This is a genomic window from Arthrobacter sp. BF1 (assembly GCF_056680215.1).
Genome location: NZ_CM155271.1, coordinates 4,245,378 through 4,262,542 on the forward strand (window position 1 = coordinate 4,245,378; position 17,165 = coordinate 4,262,542).

12 protein-coding genes are annotated in these 17,165 nt (G+C 64.9%); 3 read left to right on the forward strand and 9 right to left on the reverse strand.

All coding sequences use genetic code 11. The features are described from left to right. Nucleotides 1–61: 61 nt before the first annotated feature. The 3 genes from AC1MCD_RS19965 to AC1MCD_RS19975 all read right to left on the reverse strand — a co-directional run bounded on the left by AC1MCD_RS19965 (nt 62) and on the right by AC1MCD_RS19975 (nt 4,713). A complete protein-coding gene (locus tag AC1MCD_RS19965) occupies nt 62–1,558 on the reverse strand; it encodes a bifunctional phosphatase PAP2/diacylglycerol kinase family protein (RefSeq protein ID WP_498674606.1) in 1,497 nt (498 codons plus the stop codon). Nucleotides 1,559–1,620: 62 nt separating this feature from the next. Continuing rightward, the gene (locus AC1MCD_RS19970) at nt 1,621–2,874 is read right to left on the reverse strand and encodes an MFS transporter (protein WP_498674608.1); all 1,254 of its coding nucleotides are present in this window, start codon (nt 2,872–2,874) and stop codon (nt 1,621–1,623) included. Nucleotides 2,875–3,030: 156 nt separating this feature from the next. Then, nucleotides 3,031–4,713 carry an ABC-F family ATP-binding cassette domain-containing protein gene (locus AC1MCD_RS19975; RefSeq protein WP_498674609.1) on the reverse strand — a complete coding sequence of 561 codons (1,683 nt, stop codon included), beginning with the start codon at nt 4,711–4,713 and terminating at the stop codon, nt 3,031–3,033. 174 nt (nt 4,714–4,887) lie between these two features. On the opposite strand from AC1MCD_RS19975, the gene AC1MCD_RS19980 reads away from it, so the two are divergent. Next, the gene (locus AC1MCD_RS19980) at nt 4,888–6,207 is read left to right on the forward strand and encodes a hypothetical protein (protein WP_498674612.1); all 1,320 of its coding nucleotides are present in this window, start codon (nt 4,888–4,890) and stop codon (nt 6,205–6,207) included. Nucleotides 6,208–6,246: 39 nt separating this feature from the next. On the opposite strand, the gene AC1MCD_RS19985 is transcribed toward AC1MCD_RS19980, so the two are convergent. From AC1MCD_RS19985 to AC1MCD_RS20010, 6 genes are all read right to left on the reverse strand, one after another. Then, the gene (locus AC1MCD_RS19985) at nt 6,247–8,232 is read right to left on the reverse strand and encodes a penicillin-binding transpeptidase domain-containing protein (protein ID WP_498674615.1); all 1,986 of its coding nucleotides are present in this window, start codon (nt 8,230–8,232) and stop codon (nt 6,247–6,249) included. A 67-nt stretch (nt 8,233–8,299) separates the two neighbouring features. Next, nucleotides 8,300–9,739, reverse strand: coding sequence for a phytoene desaturase family protein (locus tag AC1MCD_RS19990; RefSeq protein WP_498674618.1), 1,440 nt, complete (start codon nt 9,737–9,739; stop codon nt 8,300–8,302). Beyond that, nucleotides 9,732–11,198 carry a glycosyltransferase family 87 protein gene (locus AC1MCD_RS19995; protein ID WP_498674619.1) on the reverse strand — a complete coding sequence of 489 codons (1,467 nt, stop codon included), beginning with the start codon at nt 11,196–11,198 and terminating at the stop codon, nt 9,732–9,734. The genes AC1MCD_RS19990 and AC1MCD_RS19995 overlap by 8 nt, the downstream gene beginning before the upstream one ends. Before the next feature lie 63 nt (nt 11,199–11,261). Continuing rightward, nucleotides 11,262–11,414 (reverse strand): hypothetical protein, encoded by a 153-nt coding sequence (locus tag AC1MCD_RS20000; RefSeq protein WP_498674621.1) that lies wholly within the window; start codon nt 11,412–11,414, stop codon nt 11,262–11,264. A 564-nt stretch (nt 11,415–11,978) separates the two neighbouring features. After that, nucleotides 11,979–12,563, reverse strand: coding sequence for a histidine phosphatase family protein (locus AC1MCD_RS20005; RefSeq protein ID WP_498674622.1), 585 nt, complete (start codon nt 12,561–12,563; stop codon nt 11,979–11,981). Then, a complete protein-coding gene (locus AC1MCD_RS20010; RefSeq protein WP_498674624.1) occupies nt 12,560–14,068 on the reverse strand; it encodes a CCA tRNA nucleotidyltransferase in 1,509 nt (502 codons plus the stop codon). Before AC1MCD_RS20010 ends, AC1MCD_RS20005 begins: the two co-directional genes overlap by 4 nt. 207 nt (nt 14,069–14,275) lie before the next feature. Between AC1MCD_RS20010 and AC1MCD_RS20015 the strand changes: the two genes are divergently transcribed. Together AC1MCD_RS20015 and murJ are read left to right on the forward strand one after the other, a co-directional pair. Further along, complete coding sequence (locus tag AC1MCD_RS20015) at nt 14,276–14,776, forward strand: NUDIX hydrolase (RefSeq protein WP_498678441.1); 501 nt, start codon at nt 14,276–14,278, stop codon at nt 14,774–14,776. Nucleotides 14,777–14,866: 90 nt separating this feature from the next. After that, nucleotides 14,867–17,074 carry a murein biosynthesis integral membrane protein MurJ gene (murJ, locus tag AC1MCD_RS20020; protein ID WP_498674625.1) on the forward strand — a complete coding sequence of 736 codons (2,208 nt, stop codon included), beginning with the start codon at nt 14,867–14,869 and terminating at the stop codon, nt 17,072–17,074. The last annotated feature ends 91 nt before the right edge of the window (nt 17,075–17,165 follow it).

The following is a 17,165-nucleotide window of genomic DNA, read 5'->3' on the forward strand; positions in this document are numbered from 1 at the left end:
GGTCGAATCAGGGTAATCCGGACGGATGACCAGGGGCTGTACACGTTCGAAGGTGGCGGGCTCACGGCCGGGGCGAGTAGTACGTCAGGGCCCGCGGCTCAACCCGGAACCGGGCCCTGCGAACACCTGCCAGCGCCTCACCATCAACTGCCAGCGCCATGGGCGGACCCGCCGATTCGATGAGGACCTCTGTGGCTTCCCTCAGGTGGGTGATCCGGGAGGTTGCCACTGTGCCCGTCAGCACCGACCACAAGAGCCGCAGCCGGGCGAAGGATTCGTCCGCGGTGATCATGCGGACGTCCAGGACGCCGTCGTCCAGGACAGGCCGGAAGAGCGGCGCGTGGTCCCGGGGATAGTAGCGGCCGCGCCCCACGTACGCGATCCACACCTTGTGCCGCACCCCGTCCACCATCAGGGTAGTAGGCGTTCCCACCGCGAAGGTCCGGAACATGGCCACCACGCCGGCCAATGGTTTCCCAAGCGCAGGCTGCAACTGTTCCCGGCGCCGCACCAGGTTGGGGTAAAGCCCCACGCTGGCGGTGTTGACCATGATGAGTTCGGCCGTCTCCGGGTTCCCCGCCAGCCCGCGTTCGACTGTCACGATCCCCACGTCCGCCTGCGCGGCCTCACCGTTCGTCGCCGCCGCGACTGCCTCTTTCAGGCTGCCGGTCCCCGTATCGCGGGCGAAGTGGTTCAGTGTGCCGCCGGGGAGTACCAGCAGGGGAAGGGAGTGTTCGACGGCGGCCGCGGCTGCTGTGCCGACGGTTCCGTCGCCACCCCAGACACCGAGGGCCAGGGTGCCCGGGCGCCTGGCGGTGGCCTGAATGGCAGCATCCAAGCTTTCATCGGGATCAACCGACTTTATATACGCGTGCGGGAATACATCTTGCAGGGCCGCAGCGGTTTCCTCCTTGTAGGAGCCGCCCAGGGTATTCACCACGATGCTGAGGCCGGTGCCCCCCGGCAGTCCCGGAGCATCCGTTGCGGCGCGCGTTACCTCGGGAAACGGCGGACGGACCGGCCACCACTTGCGGGTGACCAGCGCGGCACCCGCACCGATGGCCGAACCGAAAAACACATCCGAGGGCCAGTGCGCCCCTGTGTGGACCCGTGAATAGGCAACGCCCAGCGCCGCCGGGGCCAGTGCTGCGCCAAGGGCGGGCCGTACCAGCCCGGTGCCAACAGCGAAGGCAATGGCGGAGGCAGAGTGCCCCGACGGCATGGAGGAGCTGGTGGGCTGCGGATGGACAAAGCGGAACACCGGCAGGTGCTCCGGCATGGGCCGGGTGCGGGGCAACAGGGTCTTGAAGACAGCGTTGGTCATCGCCGATGCCACGGCCTGGGCGATCAGCCCGTGTACGGCCGCGCGGCGCGTTTTCCCCGGAAACAGCGCCATAATCGCGGCGGCTCCAATCCAGAGCTTGCCATTATCGGCGGAAGCAGAGAGGCGGCGGAAGAACGTATCATGTGTCCCCCCGGGGAACGACGAAACCCTCCGGACCAGATGCCGGTCAAGGCGGCTGATCCACCCCGGTCCCGGGCGCCACTTGGTGTGCATCTCCCTACCCTAATCCTGGGGCGGACTGAATGTGGGGACCCAGCCCCTCTCTCTGGGTGGGCTTAGTTCGAATCCAGCGGCTTACTGGAAGCCTGCGCATGCCCGGCATCCAGCCCCTGCCCCCCAGCCAGCGGCTTTGCCGCTCCGGCGAGGACCAAGGCCACCACGATCGGCGCGAGGATGGCGAGGAGGGCAAGGTGGATTCCCGTGAGGTCGCCCAGGTACCCCAGCAGGGGCGGCCCGGCCAGGAATGAGACATAACCCAAAGTGGAGACAACTGACACCCTCGCGGCGGCATGCTTCGGATCGTCGGCGGCGGCAGACATTCCCATCGGGAAGGCCAGCGCCGCGCCGACGCCCCACAAGGCCGCACCAATGCCGGCCAGCCACACGTTTCCGGCGAGCACAAAGAGGCCAAGGCCGGCAGCTGCGGCGCCCATGCTGGCACGGAGCACTGCGACGCGGCCATAGGCGTCAATCACCCGGCCGCCGAAAAACCGCATGGCCGTCATGGCCAAGACAAACAGGGCAAACATCAGGGCACCGGTGGATTCTGACGTACCCAGGCCGTCCACCGTGGCCTTGGCGATCCAGTCGTTTCCTGCGCCTTCGGTGAGGGTCGCCCCGAGGACCACCACGCCTACCAGCAGGGTCCGGCTGTCCCGCCAGGCGGATGGGCCCTTCTCAGCCCTGGGCTCACCATCGAGGGGAGCCGCCTCCGCCTCGTGGGGGAGGAAATAGCGGGGCGTTACCAGTGCCACCACCACCACAACCGCTGCGATCACTAACAGGTGCTCAGGCAGCCCGACGCCGATGGTCGAGAGCCCTGCGCCGATCAGCGCGCCAATGAAGGCCCCGCCGCTGAAGGCGGCATGGAACTGGGGCATGATGGTCCGCCGGAGTTTGTGCTCAACGTCGGCCCCCTCAATGTTCTGGGATACGTCCCACAGTCCGATGCCGATGCCGAAGAAGAACAGGGAAATGGCTGTACCCACCACCGATTCGGCCGACAGGGAGAGTGCAATCCCGACGCCGGCCAGCGCGGCCACCACCCCGGCGGCGCGCACGGCGTTAGCCGTGCCGATCCTTCCCACCACAAGCCCCGCCGTCGGAAGCGCCAGCAAAGAACCGATGGCCGTGCACAGGAGGAGCGTGCCCATCTGGCCGGAGGTGAGGTGCAGCGTTTCCGTGACTGCCGGAATCCGGGCTGCCCAGCTGGCAAAAACAAAGCCGTTGACGCCGAAGACCACAAAAGTCGCGGCAGCCGCTGCCTTGAGGGTGGGTCCGGCCGCGGTTCTTGAGATGTCAGTCTTCATGCTCGAATGCTAGCAACCGACGGCGACCCCAACGCACCACCCCCACCCAACGCTCTCTCACTTAATGTGCTCAACGGACCGACGCTCTCTCACTTTCTTTACGAAAGTGAGATAGCGTCCGGGGAAAACCCGCGTCAAGTGAGAGAGCGTCGGGGGTTAGCGGGCGCGCGCCACGCGCTTTTCGTCCCAGACAGGCTCGGCGGATTCGTAGACTTTGCCGTCTGAGCCGAAGACCAGGAAGCGGTCGAAGGTGCGGGCGAACCAGCGGTCGTGGGTCACGGCGAGGACGGTGCCCTCGAAGTGGTCGATGGCCTTCTCCAGCGCCTCGGCAGAGTGCAGGTCCAGGTTGTCGGTGGGTTCGTCCAGCAGCAGGAGCGTGGCACCGGAGAGCTGCAGCAGCAGGATCTGGAACCGCGCCTGCTGACCACCGGAGAGCGACTCGTACTTCTGCTCTGACTGTCCGGCCAGGCCGTAACCGTCCAGCGCTCCGGCGGCAGCCTCTCGGCCCAGCCCGGAGCGGTGTTCGTCGCCGCGGTGCAGGATTTCCAACAGGGTCTTGCCCAGCAGATCCGGCCTGACGTGGGTCTGGGCGAAGAAACCGGGCCGGATGCGGGCGCCGAGTTTTACCGTTCCCTCGTGCGGGACTTCGGCGATTTCAACGTCGGACACGGGCAGGTGCTCCCGCTCCGGGTCCGTCCCGCCGGTGGCAAGCAGCCGCAGGAAGTGGCTCTTGCCTGACCCGTTGGAGCCCAGCACGCCCACGCGGTCGCCGAACCAGACCTCAGTGGAAAACGGCTTCATCAGGCCCGTGAGTTCAAGCTTCTCCGCCACGATGGCGCGCTTGGCGGTCCGGCCGCCCTTGAGCCGCATCTTCACGTTCTGCTCGATGGGCAGCGCCTCGGGCGGACCCACCTCCAAAAATTTGGCGAGCCGGGTCTGCGCTGCGTGGTACCGGTTGGCCATGTCGGAGCGGAAAGCAGCCTTGTTCTTGTACATGTTGACGAGTTCCTTGAGCTTCACGTGCTCCTCGTCCCAGCGTTTGCGCAACTCCTCGAAGCGGGCATTCCGGTCGGCGCGGGCGTCAACGTAGGAGCCAAAGCCGCCGCCGTGAACCCACGCGCCTGCGCCGTTGATCCCCGGTTCGAGGGTCACGATCCGTCCGGCGGCATTGTTGAGCAACTCGCGGTCGTGGCTGATGAAGAAGACTGTCTTTTTGGACTCGTTCAGCTTGTCTTCAAGCCAGCGCTTGCCCGGCACATCGAGGTAGTTGTCCGGCTCGTCCAGCAGCAGGAGTTCGTCGGGGCCGGCGAACAGTGCCTCGAGGACCAGGCGTTTCTGCTCACCGCCGGAAAGTCTCGACGCCGGGCGGTGCTGGGCGCGGTCAAAGGGCAGTCCCAGCGCGGCCATGCAGACTTCGTCCCAGACGGTCTCCGCGTCGTAGCCGCCGGCATCTCCCCAGTCCACGATGGCCTGGGCGTAGCGCATCTGGGAGGGCTCGTCGTCGTGCTCCAGCATGGCGAGCTCGGCCTCGTCCACCTCACGGGCAGCGGCGGCCAGGGCAGGCGGCGCGGCGGATACCAGCAGGTCCCGGACCGTGGAGTCGTCCCGGACCTGGCCGACGAACTGGCGCATGATGCCCATGTTTCCGGAGCGTCCAATGACCCCTTCGTCCGGAATCAGGTCGCCGGAGATGATCCGGAACAGCGTGGTTTTGCCCGTGCCGTTAGGTCCGATCAGAGCAGTTTTGGTGCCGTCCGGGACCTTGAAAGTCACGCCGTTGAGGAGTTGGGTGCCGTCGGAAAGGAAGTAGTCGATGCCGGAAACGTCAATATGAGCCACACGATCAATCTTCCCACGCCCGCCCGGCTCGAGTTTTGGGCGGAAAGGGACTCGTCACGAATCTCCCGACTTCGGCCACGGACTCTGAGTTGGCCACGCCTGCAAGTTTGTGGAAACCCCTATAGACCGGTTACTTGCCTCCAGCCATCATTAACGGACCGCGGAGAGGAAGGAATGAATATGGAACCCCTCGACATGCCCGATAGTGCCGTTGGCAGGAGGAACTTCTTCATCGGCATCGGTGCTGCCGCAGTTGCGGCGGGAACTGCGGGAGCGCTTACTTCGGCCCCCGACCAACCTGACGGGTCCGCTTCTGGCCCTTCGCCCGGGCCGCTGGCCCAAGTAAGTCTGCAGGATCTGCCCCGCATCGGGTGGGAAGGCGGTCCTGAATACTGGCGCTCGTTCCCCAAGGCCGCGGCCGCCGGCTGGACCGACCCGACATTCTTTCCGTTAGCAGTATTTTTCGGCCGCCCCGCGCATGCGGAGCAGCTGAAGTCCATCGGCATCAATACTTTCCAGGCCGTTGAGCATAACGATCAACTCAGCGTGGCAACCTCCAAGGGAATGTTCTGCGTCGTCCAGGATGAGTTTTCCGCGGCCGAGATTGGCGACGATCCCAACGTGGTGGGTCTCTTCGCCTTTGATGAATGCGACATTGGTCTGGGGTGCGGAGGGGCTGACACGAAAGAAAACCTCGCCAACATGCAGCAACAGGTCTCAGCCCTCCGCGCGAGGAAGGACGGAAGGTTCATCAACGCCAACTATTCCAAAGGTGTTCTGGATACGTTTTGGGCCAAGGGGACTATGGGCGATTTTATGTCTGTTGTGGATGTGGCCAGCGCGGACAATTACGCTTACACCTCTCCGAATTCCGGATCTGCAATCCAGCAGTCTTCCCACTGGCCTGCGGGCACGGCTACGATGCGCTCCGCCACGTACGGATGGCTGGTGGAAAGGATGCGCTCGTTCCAGGCGCCGCCGGGCGGCAAACCGAACTGGATGTTTGTGGAAACGGCCATGCCGTACCTCTCGGACGCCGGCGCCCGGAGCATCAATCCCGAGGAGATCGAAGGGGCTTGCTGGTCGGCCATCATCCATGAAGCACGCGGCATCATGTTCTTCCAGCACAATAACGACGGCGTAAACGGCGCCTACTCGCTGGTGGACTGCAGCGAAGAAAGAAAAAAGCAGATCCGGGAGACTACTTCTCGCATCAAGTCTCTGGCGCCGGTGATCAACACCCAGTCCTATGCCTGGAATTTTGGCCCTGGCTTGGACACCATGCTCAAAGTCAAGGACGGATCAGCCTACGTCTTCGCAGAAGTCGCGTTGAGTACCGAGCCAGGCAAGCGGACGTTCACTCTCCCGGGATCCATTAAAGGGACCAGCATAGAGGTGATGAATGAAGGCAGGACTCTAGAAGTGTCCGGAAGTTCGTTTACGGACGACTTCGCCTTCGAATTCACACACCACATCTACCGCATCGTCATCTGATGGCACGCCGCGAACAAATCTGAGCTGACATTCTCGGGGTCAGCCGGCGGCGGTCAGGAACTGTTTGAGCAGCGGCCCCGACGTGGTGGCACCTAGCCCGCCGTCCTCGACGAACACGGCAACAGCCAAATCACCGTGGACCGCCACAATCCACGCGTGCGTCTTTGGGGGGTCCTCCTTGCCGAACTCGGCCGTTCCCGTCTTAGCGCCCACGGGTGCTCCGGGCACGCTGGCCAGGAAACCCGCGTGGCCGGACGTGACCACAGCGCGCATCATGTCGGACAGTGCCGCGGCTTCCTCGGCCGTGATCGGCTTCTTGGATGCCTGGGAAGGTGCTTCGGGCGTAACGGTCGACGACGGCGGTGCAGCTTCCGCCGTCGGCTCACCGGGGGTGCCTCCCGAGGCGCCGCCGTCGGGGTTAAGGACCAGCTGCGGTGAGACGGGGGAGCCCTTGGCCACGGACCCTGCCATCATTGCCGCCGCCAGCGGGGACATCAGCACCTTGCCCTGGCCGATCATCGACGCCGCGTGTTCCGTGCCGGCAGCCTCACCGGGGACGGAACCGAGGAAGGCCACGGCACCCAGCGACGGGGCTTCGACGGCCACACCCATGGCCACCGCGGCGGCCTCAAGCTGGGCTTGGGTGACTTTGTCCCGGGCCGCGATGAACGCTGTGTTGCACGAGTGGGCGAATGCGTCGCGGAGGGACACCGACCCGAGGGAAGTTTCCGGGTAGCCCTCCGAGTTCTTGAAGGTCCGGCCGTCCACCTCAAGGGTGGGAGTGCACTCCACCTTCGAATCGGGGGTCAGGCCATTGCGGAACATCGCCAGTGAGTCGATCATCTTGAAGATGGATCCGGGTGCGTACTGGCCCAGCATCGCGGTGTTGTAGCCATTGCTGCCCGGCCCCGAAGCGGCTGCGAGTACTGCGCCGGTGGAGGGCCGGAGCGCCACGATGGCCGAGGCGGGCCCCACGCCGGCCAGAGTGCTCTCTGCCAGGGACTGGAGGTTCGGGTCGAGGGTGGTCTTTAGTGGCGTGCCAGGTGTGGGTGCGGTCTCGAAGACCACGCGGCGCGGATCAGTCCCGGCGGCGCTGATCTGTTCGCGGGTGAGGTCTGCCCGGTGCGCACGGATCACCACGGCGTCGGTTCCGCGGAGCTGGGCGTCATACTGCTGCTGCAGCCCGCCGACGCCCGTCACGTCGCCGGCGCTCAGCGCCCCGGCCGAGGCTTCGATCTGTTCTGCACTGGCCTCGCCGACGGAACCAAGGACGGCCCGGGCGAAGGTTCGGCTGGGAGCCAGGGGCTGGCTTTCCTTGATGGCACGGCCGCCGGGAATCGCCGAGATTTGTTCGTCGGTAATGGTGCGGCCTTCTTCACGCAGGGTGATGGCAGCGACAAATGCCTGGGCACCCGACGCCGAGACTTGCTGCGCGTAGGCCGCGGCATCCACGCCCACCAGTTCTGCCAGCTTGGTGGCTGACGCGGCCGCGTCAGCTGAGCCGAGGAGCGGCTTGTCGATGCCGACTTTCACCACGGGGCGGTACGTGACCAGCTTCGCGTCGCCGGCGCCAAGGATGTCTGCCCGCGGGGGCGACTGGGTGCCCTTGGTGAGGATCTCGCCTTCTGCGAGGTCCGGGACGAGCGACGACGGGTTCCACGCGGTGAGCCATTTGTCCCCGGACTTCGTGAACTCGGCGTACGTGGTGTACTTCCATTCACCGGAGCCGATTTTCCAGGTGTAGTTGAGGGGAACGGTGGCAGTTTTGCCATCCAGTGTCAGGTCCCCGGCCTCCACAGTGGGCTTGTCCGGGTCGAGGGCCTTGAACACGTCCTGGACCTGCTGCTTGGCCACGGCGGAGTCCTTGCCGTCAAAGGCAACAGGGCCGACGTCGAGGGCGGACACCGCGGCGGCAAACTGCTTGGCCGCGCTCTCGGCTCCCCCCCTGCCGTCGTCGCAGGCCACCAAGGAGGCACCGAGAATGAGACCAGCTACGGCAAGTGAAAGTTTCTTTGAGTTCCCCACGGCGTTATTATCCCCCAGTGGGGCAAGTGCTGCGGCCCGGCCAACCACCCGGCTGCGTCACGCGGACTCACAATCCCAGCGCTGGGACCCGCAGGCCGAACATGTCCTTCAAAGCCTGCTTGGCGGCGAAGAAACCGGGCATGCCTGTCACGCCGGGACCTGGCGGTGTGGAGGACGAGCACAGGTATACGCCGCGAACTGGCGTCCGCCACGGAATGGGGGAAACAACGGGCCGCTGGAGGAGTCCGCGAACGTCCATGATGCCCGCGCTGAAGTCGCCACCGATGTAGTTTCGGTTGTAGCTGGCCAGTTCCGCTGCGGTGGTCACGTGGGTCTGCACCACCACATCCCGGAACCCTGGTGCGAAACGTTCGAGCTGCGCTGTCACGGCCTCACCCATGTCCCGCGTTGATCCGGCGGGGACATGGCAATAGGCCCACAGGATGTGGCGCCCTGCCGGCGCCCTGCCACTGTCGAACCGCGAGGGCTGCGCCACCAGCACATAGGGGCGGTCAGGATGCTTCCCTGCGGAGACCTCGTTTTCGGCCCGGGCCAGCTCCCTCCGAGTGCCGCCCACATGCACGGTTCCGGCGTCCGCCAGTTCAGGTGCTGCCCACGGAACAGGGCCGGACAGGATGAAATCCACTTTGCAGGAACCATTCCCATAGCGGTATGTCTCAAGGGACCGGCGGTACTTTGCGGGCACCTGATCGCCTGCGATGTCCAGCAGTCCGCGCGGAGCGACGTCCAGCAGCGTTGCACGCGCTCCGCCGAGTTGCTGGAGGCTATCGATCGGCTCCCCCGTGCGGATGACACCGCCGTGGGCCCGAATGTCATCTGCCAGGGCCTCTGCGATGGCCACCGAACCACCTTGGGGGATCGGCCATCCTTGCGCATGGGCCAGGGCTGTCAGCATCAGGCCGGCTCCGGCTGCCGCGAGTGAGGGCAAGTACGAAACAGCGTGCGCTGCCACGCCGCTGAGCAGGGCAGGCGCCAGTTCCTCACGGAACCGCGTGTTCCACAGCGGAGTTCCCTGCTCGAATGTCCGCAGTCCAAAGAGTGCGGCCGCGACTGGCGCCCGGGGGATCCGCAATAACTGGTGCTGGGTGAGGTCCATGACCCCGTCAATGCGGCTGACAAGAGGGCCAAGGAGTCTGCCGTAAGCCGCACCATCCCGGCCGAGTGCCTCGACTGTGCGCTCCAGCGAGTGATAACCGAGTGCAGCCCGTCCGCCGTCGAGCGGTGAACCAAACCCGAGCTCCGGAACCACCAGGTCAACCCTGCGCGCCAGTTCGAAGTCGCGAAAGAAGGGCGAGGCCAGGGCCATGGGATGCACGGCCGAGCAAATGTCATGCAGGTGCCCCGGCTGCATCAGTTCTGCGGTGCGCGTGCCCCCGCCGATGGTCCCGGCGGCCTCGTGGACTTCCACGGACAGCCCGGCCCGGGCCATCACCGCAGCTGCGGCGAGTCCGTTGGGCCCGGATCCTACGACGGCGACATCAGGCATGGTGCTTCGCCCGCCAAGGGAGGACCGCCTGTGAACGGTTGGGGGTACTGAAGCGCAGCCAGTCGGGCAATCCGTTGAAAGGCCCCCCGTGCGGGTCATCAAGATGGTGCCTGCGAACGGGGTCGTAATTGGGATCATAAATGTCCCAAATCACCCGAATCATTAAATATGCCGTCACGAGCATATGTGCTGCCACCGCCAGAACGTAGTAGGGCATATCAATATTGTGCTGCGTAGGGCCCTGACTGGTCACCTGGGCCAGGTACATCCAGACTGCAGCCCAGTAGAGGCCTTCAACACCCTGCCACACCAGGAAATCGCGCCACCGCGGCCTGGCCAGCGCCACCAGCGGAATCAGCCAGAGCACAAACTGCGGGGAGTAGACCTTGTTGGTCAGGATGAAGGCGGCAACGAGCAGGAACGCCAGCTGCGCCAGGCGCGGCCGCGTGTGGGCCGTCAGGGCAATATAGGCCACGGCCGCGCATGCCAGCAGGAAGAAGGCAAGGGCCAGCACGTTGATGACCGTCGGATCCAGGACGGGCCAGCGAAGGCGCCGGGCAACGAGGTTATAGGCAAACCACGCGGATCCGTACCCGGCCTCGCGGGACTGGGCGGATCCGAGGGAGTGCCCCCAGCCAGCGGGATTGGCTACTACCACGGGAGCGTTGACGGTCGCCCAGGCCGCCGCGGCCGCTCCCGCGGTGACAACGAATGCCCGGAGCCGCCCAGTGCGGAGGGCGAGGAGGAGGACGGCAACAAGAACCAAGGCGGCATAGGGCTTGGCTGCGGCGGCGAGGCCGATCATGACGCCGGCAAGCGCCAACCGCTCCCGCGCGAAAAACAACATTCCCAGGGCAAGCAGTCCCACCGCCCAGAGGTCCCAGTTGATGGTCCCTGCCAGGACAATGCCAGGTGCGAGGGCAACCATGGCCGCGTCCCAGGGTCGCCGTTGTGCCATCCGCGCAGTGGCGAGGACAGTAACAATCCAGACGGCGGCTATCAATGTGGCGTTGACGTCGAAGTACCCCAGGATGCGGCCATCCGTGACACCGTTGCCGGGGGTGAGCCAGGCCGTGGCACCGGCAATGAAACCCATCAGGACCGGGTATTCAAAAAGGTTGCCCTGGCTGAGGAAGGCGAATGGGTCCTCTCCCAGGCCACGGTTTCGCAGGAAGTCGGGGAAATCCGAATAGCACGTGGAATAGAACTGGTCCGGGGCCTGCCAGCCGTTTGCACGGCAGTAGCCCTTGACCGCCAGTGCACCCAGCGCGGCCAGGACGGTCAGGGCGATCAGGACCCGTTCCACGGTAAACATGCCGGGGGAGACGATGCCGGGCGCCGACCGGGCACCCATCGGCCCGCCAATCAGTTCCGTGAAGTTCTTCAGCAGCAGGTCACTGCGGCTGGGAACTACCAGGCGGGCACGCTGTGGGCGCACCGGCGGCTTCGTCTCCTGCATGTCCCTGAGCTTACCGGGACGGTGCCCGGGCAGGCCCTGCGATTTTGCTCTGGCCCCCGGGCTTCAGCGCAGTCCGGTCATCTGCTGGTGTATCAGGACAAAAGCCTCTTCCCGGCGCTGGTCCAACAGTTCACCGTTGAATTCGCGTCGTCCCGCATGGACGGGCAAGCGCAGCAGGAACAGTGCCTTCTTGATCTTCTTTATCAAGGCAGTCACCTCCTTTCCAAGTAAAATAGGCATGGCAAATAGCGCCAATTAATGTCGGAAAACTATCGGCGGTAATTAGGCATAGGAATGCCCGGACTTTATGAGTGGTTCGCAAATGCGAATACGGTCCAAATGGCAATGATGCAGACCCGGCGGCGGTGCAGGCCCAGGCAGGAACGTGTTCCGAGTCAGGGGGCTACTGTGTCATCGCGTGGACCGGCAGTAAGGCTGCGCGAACGCTGGCCAAGAGGTGCGTGAAAGTTGTGCCCTGCTCCGAAGATACCGCTGTAGTGGCGGAATCAGGCGGGGCTAGGAGGCAAACACTCCACGAAAATGGCGCGCAGAAGCAGCGAAGGCCGGGGTGGCGGTGATGGTCATCTTCCATCCGCTAGTCAAAGTAATCATTTCTCCCAACCTCCTTTTCTGTTAGCCGTTGCACCAGCAGACTGGCCTGGCAACGCGCGCCGTGACCCCGGCGGAGTCGCTCTGGGGTTAGGAATAAAAATACCCTACAAACGCAACGGTCCGCCACTTAATTCGAAAAGATTCTAAAGAAATTCTATAAACCAGCTATTACAGTCCCCAGCGCACAATAGCGGGCGTCTTTTTGTCCCATCCAAGGGTGCAGACTTTTGCCGTGCCCAGAACGAAGTGGCGGCCTTCGGTGGGAGCCAATTCAAGCCAGCGGGCGGTCAGGATCCGGGAGAAGTGTCCATGGGCCACGATCAGCACGTTATCGAGTCCGGATTCCAGCACGCGGGCCACGATCTTGTCCGCGCGGGCCGCCACTTCATCCAGGGATTCGCCGTTGGGCACGCCGTGGGTCCAGATCAGGTAGTCGGGGTTGTCCTTCCGGATCAGGTCCGAGCTGATGCCCTCGTAATCGCCATAGTTCCATTCCACGGCCAGCGGTTCGTGCTGCGCGTCAGGGAAGCCGGCAAGTTCCGCAGTCCGCCGGGCACGGCGCAGCGGTGAGGTCAGGACGAGGTCAAAGTCCACCTGGTCCAGGATCTTCCGGGCTTCCACGGCCTGCTGCTCGCCTTCGACGGTCAGGGGCAGGTCCGTGAGGCCGGTGTATTGCCCACTCTTGGACCATTCGGTCTCGCCGTGGCGCAGGATCCAGAGCTGGGGGCGGGGAGCAGTGTTCGGGACTGTCATTTGGACTCCTCATTCGTGGAAAGTTCGACGGCGGCGGCTGGCTCTGGTGAGTCCGGAACGGAGGGTGCCGCTTCGGGCTGCTGCGCCCACCAGGCAAGCAGCCTGGCTTCGGCGTCCTCCTGCTGCAGCGGGCCATGCTCCATCCGCTCCTCTAGGAGGAACTTATAGGCACGGCCCACCACGGGACCAGGTTTGAGCTCAAGGAGGGCCATGATCCGTGCGCCGTCCAGATCGGGGCGGACCGCGTCCAGGGACTCCTGCTCGCGCAGGGTGGCGATTCTGTCTTCCAGGTCGTCGTACGCAAAGGCGAGCCGTTCAGCCTTGCGCTGGTTGCGGGTAGTGACGTCCGATCGGGTCAGCCGGTGCAGCCGTTCCAGGAGAGGCCCGGCGTCGGTGACGTAGCGCCGGACAGCAGAATCGCTCCAGCCGGCATCGCCGTATCCGTAGAAGCGCATGTGCAGTTCCACCAGCCGGGCAACGGCCTTGATGGTGTCGTTGTCGAAGCGCAGGGTTTTCATCCGCTTCGATGTGAGTTTGGATCCCACCATGTCGTGGTGGCGGAAGCTGACCGCGCCGCCCGGTTCGAAACGGCGCGTAGCCGGCTTGCCGACGTCGTGCATTAACGCTGCGAACCGCAGCACGAAGTCCGGGCCCGGCACCGCGCCGTCGGCGTCTGTTTCCAGGGCTGCCGCCTGCTCCAGCACCTGCAGCGAGTGCTGGTAGACGTCCTTGTGGCGGTGGTGCTCATCCGATTCGAGGCGCAGCGCGGAAACCTCTGGCAGCACGAACTCGGCCAGCCCGGTGTCCACCAGCAGGTCCACGCCGGTCCTCGGGCGCGCCCCGCAGATGAGTTTGACCAGCTCGTCGCGGACGCGTTCGGAGGAAATGATGGTGATGCGCTCCGCCATGCCGCTCATGGCCAGGCGGACGTCGGGGTGCACCGAGATGCCCAGCTGGGAGGCGAACCGGGCGGCGCGCATCATGCGCAGGGGGTCGTCGGAGAAGGAGTCCTCGGGGGAGCCCGGGGTGGTGAGCACCGAGGCGTGGAGATCCCGGACACCGCCGAACGGGTCAACGAGTTCAAGGGACGGCAGGCGCAGGGCCATCGCGTTGATGGTGAAATCGCGGCGCAGCAGGTCGTCAGTGAGCGAAGTGCCAAAAGCCACTACCGGCTTGCGTGACTCAGGATCGTAAGCCTCAGCCCGGTACGTGGTGATCTCGATCTGGAAGCCGGCCTTGCGCATGCCGATGGTCCCGAAAGCCCGGCCAATTTCCCAGAAGTTGTCCGCCCACTTCTTGATCAGCGCAACGGTCTGGTCCGGGGTGGCGTCCGTGGTGAAGTCCAGGTCCAGCGAGGCGCGCCCCAGGAACAGGTCCCGCACCGGACCGCCCACAAGGGACAGTTCGTGGCCGGCATCAACAAAGCGCTGCCCGAGCTCCAGGACCACCGGGTCCACTTGGAAATCGACGGTGTGGGAATCAGTCTTTTGATGTGGGTGCGCCATAGTTACTTAAGCTTGTCAGAAACCAGCGGCTTAGCAGGCCAAAATCTGGTCAAGATCACGCCTATTCCCTCAGGGGCACTCAAAGCGAGTCATGTGCAGTCCATCTTGATGTCATGTTCCGGTCATCAAGAACGGGCAAGAGTCGTTAGAGTGGACTGCATGGCCCATCCCGTACCGAGCGCTCCCGGCAGGAGGACAAGCGCACCGTTGCCGTCGGCAATCGGTGCCCACGTCGCTCCTGCCCTGCACTCGGCACCGGCCTCGCTTCCCACAGTGGAGGAAATCTCGGCCGGCGGCGTGGTGGTGGACACGTCCGACGCCGAACTCAGGGTTGCGATCATCGCGCGCCTTAACAGGGGCGGACGGCTGGAGTGGTGCCTGCCGAAGGGCCATCCTGAGGGTGAGGAAAACAACGAGCAGGCTGCGGTCCGCGAAATTGCCGAGGAAACCGGCATCGAAGGCGACATCCTCGCCCCGCTGGGCAGCATCGACTACTGGTTCACCGTCAGCGGGCACCGGGTCCACAAGACAGTTCACCATTACCTGCTGCGTGCCACAGGCGGGGAGCTCACCATTGAAAACGATCCCGACCATGAAGCCGTGGACGTGGCCTGGGTGCCCATCCGGGAACTCGCACGAAAGCTCTCCTTTCCCAATGAACGCCGCATCGCGGACCTTGCGCGGGACGTCCTGCCGGACCACCTCTGAGCCTGTTGCTGCAGGCCAGTGCCGGCCCAGGCCTTCGAGCGGACCGGGCCGGTGCCGAACAAACAGCGCCCGGGTGAGACGATGAACTCGATGTCAGCTTCCAATCCCCCCTCCAACAGCCCAGGCCGCGCCGGTTCCACCGGGCCTGCCGCCGGGCCCGCGGCTCCGGCTGATGAGCCAACCCACGCCGGGCCGCCAACTGCCCCCGAACCAGGTGCTCCCGGCGAACCCGGCGTCCCCACCGAACCAAGTGTTGCCACCGGCGCGAGCGAAACCCGCTCCAGCGCCATCATGGCCGCCGGGACGCTGGTATCGCGCTTCCTCGGCTTCGGCAAAACCTGGATGCTCGGCACGGCCCTGGGTCTCGGATCCACGGTCAACGACACGTTCATCAACGCCAACAACCTGCCCAACCTGATCTTCCTCCTGGTAGCTGGCGGCGTGTTCAACGCGGTGCTGGTGCCGCAGATCATCAAGGCGAGCAAGGCTCCGGACAGGGGAGCGGACTACATCAGCCGGCTGCTGACGCTGGCTGTCCTGCTCCTGCTGGGGCTGACTGCCCTGGTGACGCTGGCCGCGCCCTGGGTCATCGAACTCACCACGCAGGGATACTCGCCGCAGCAGAAGGCGCTGGCCGTAGCCTTTGCGTTCTGGTGCCTGCCCCAGATCTTCTTCTACGGCCTCTATGCCCTCCTCACCCAGGTCCTGAATGCCAACGGTGCCTTCGGGCCTGCCATGTGGGCGCCCATCCTTAATAACGTGGTGGCCATTGCCGGGCTGGGCATGTTCATCTGGATCTTCGGCACCAACGAGTTCAGTCCACATACCCTGGCCAACTGGGGCCCCACCCAGACCCTGTTCGTGGCTGGCTTCTCCACCATTGGGGTGGTGGCCCAGACCGCCATCCTGATGATCCCGGTGATCCGGTTGAGGCTGGGGCTCCGGCCCAAGTTCGGGTGGCGCGGAGTGGGACTTGGCCAGGCAGCGAAGCTGAGTGTTTGGACGCTCCTGACCGCCGCCGTCGGGCAGTTGGCCTTCCTGTACGTCATGCGTATCGCCACCATTCCCGGTGCCGAGCGCCTCCGGCTGAAGGAATCGGGGGACCCGGCGGCCGAAATACTCCCCGGCAACGCCGTCCTCGAGGTGGCCAGCCAGCTGTACCTGCTGCCGCACTCGATCATTGCGCTGTCGCTCGCCACGGTCCTCTTTAACCGGATGACCCGCGCCTCGCAGGACGGCAACCGGGCCGAACTGCGCGATGCTCTCTCGCACGGGCTCCGCACCATGGCTGTGGCTACCGTCTTTGGTGCACTGGCCCTTTTTGCGCTGGCCGGACCGCTGGGTATGTTCTTCTCGGGCGGCCTTCGCCAGGACGGCGTGATGCTGGCCCAGACGCTGACCATCCTGGCTCTCAGCACGCCGTTCATGAGCGCAAACTTCATGATGTCGCGCGTTTTCTATGCCAACGAGGACGCCCGCACGCCGTTCTACGTCCAGCTCCTGCTCGCGGTTGTTTACGTGGCCGGTGCCTTTGCCATCCAGTTCATGCCCGTGGGCCAGATCATCTACGCGATCGCCATCCTGTACATGGTGGGCAACATTCTCTCGGTAGTCATCAGCGCCTTCTTCCTGCGCCGCCTGCTCGGCCACCTGGACGGTCCACGCATTGCCAACTCGTATATCCGGATGGGCTATGCGGCACTCGGCTCCGCCGTTGCCGGTGCGGGCGCCCTGTGGCTGATGGGCAGCTACAGTGCGGACGGCTTCGCCTGGCGCGACCGCCTTGCCGCCCTGGTGACCTTGGCCGTCGTCGGCCCCATCATGCTCGTGGTCTACGTCTTCCTGCTCAAGATTTTCCACGTCTCGGAGCTCCGCGATTTGCTGCGGCCCCTGCTCGGGCGGATGGGACGCGGAGGCCGGGGACCGTCGGACGCAACGGGGGGAACACCGTCGTCGTCCGCTTCCGCGTCTGGTTCCCCTGCAGCGGAACGTCCGACGCCGGAACGCGCCACTGTCTCGGTGGATACCGGTCTCATCCCGCGCATCTCGGGCGAGTTCGACGCGACATCGTTCCGCGCCGGACCGGTGCCCGAACGCCATGCCCCTGCGGCACCCACGGTGGCCCCCTCGGAGAACGGTATCCACCCCGCGGGTGAATACCTGCCGGCTGAAGACGTTCCAGGCACCGCGCGCGGCGGCCTGCTACGCGAAGAGATTCCGCTGCCTGGCCGGCGCACGTTCCAGGGACGGCCCGGCCGGAACCCGCATTTCAGGCCCCGACGGCCCCGTAAAAAGTAATCTCAACGGAGTTGCCGGCTGCCTGTCGACCGCGGCGGACATGGCGAATCGGCTAGGATCGAACCTGAACAGGGGTAGTTGCAGGCACGCG

Bases quoted from the DNA above. Each gene is read 5' to 3' on its own strand.
- AC1MCD_RS19965 (WP_498674606.1), bottom strand. From the start codon at position 1,558: ATGCACACCAAGTGGCGCCCGGGACCGGGGTGGATCAGCCGCCTTGAC.
- AC1MCD_RS19970 (WP_498674608.1), bottom strand. From the start codon at position 2,874: ATGAAGACTGACATCTCAAGAACCGCGGCCGGACCCACCCTCAAGGCA.
- AC1MCD_RS19980 (WP_498674612.1), top strand. From the start codon at position 4,888: ATGAATATGGAACCCCTCGACATGCCCGATAGTGCCGTTGGCAGGAGG.
- AC1MCD_RS19990 (WP_498674618.1), bottom strand. From the start codon at position 9,739: ATGCCTGATGTCGCCGTCGTAGGATCCGGGCCCAACGGACTCGCCGCA.
- AC1MCD_RS19995 (WP_498674619.1), bottom strand. From the start codon at position 11,198: ATGCAGGAGACGAAGCCGCCGGTGCGCCCACAGCGTGCCCGCCTGGTA.
- AC1MCD_RS20005 (WP_498674622.1), bottom strand. From the start codon at position 12,563: ATGACAGTCCCGAACACTGCTCCCCGCCCCCAGCTCTGGATCCTGCGC.
- AC1MCD_RS20010 (WP_498674624.1), bottom strand. From the start codon at position 14,068: ATGGCGCACCCACATCAAAAGACTGATTCCCACACCGTCGATTTCCAA.
- murJ (WP_498674625.1), top strand. From the start codon at position 14,867: ATGTCAGCTTCCAATCCCCCCTCCAACAGCCCAGGCCGCGCCGGTTCC.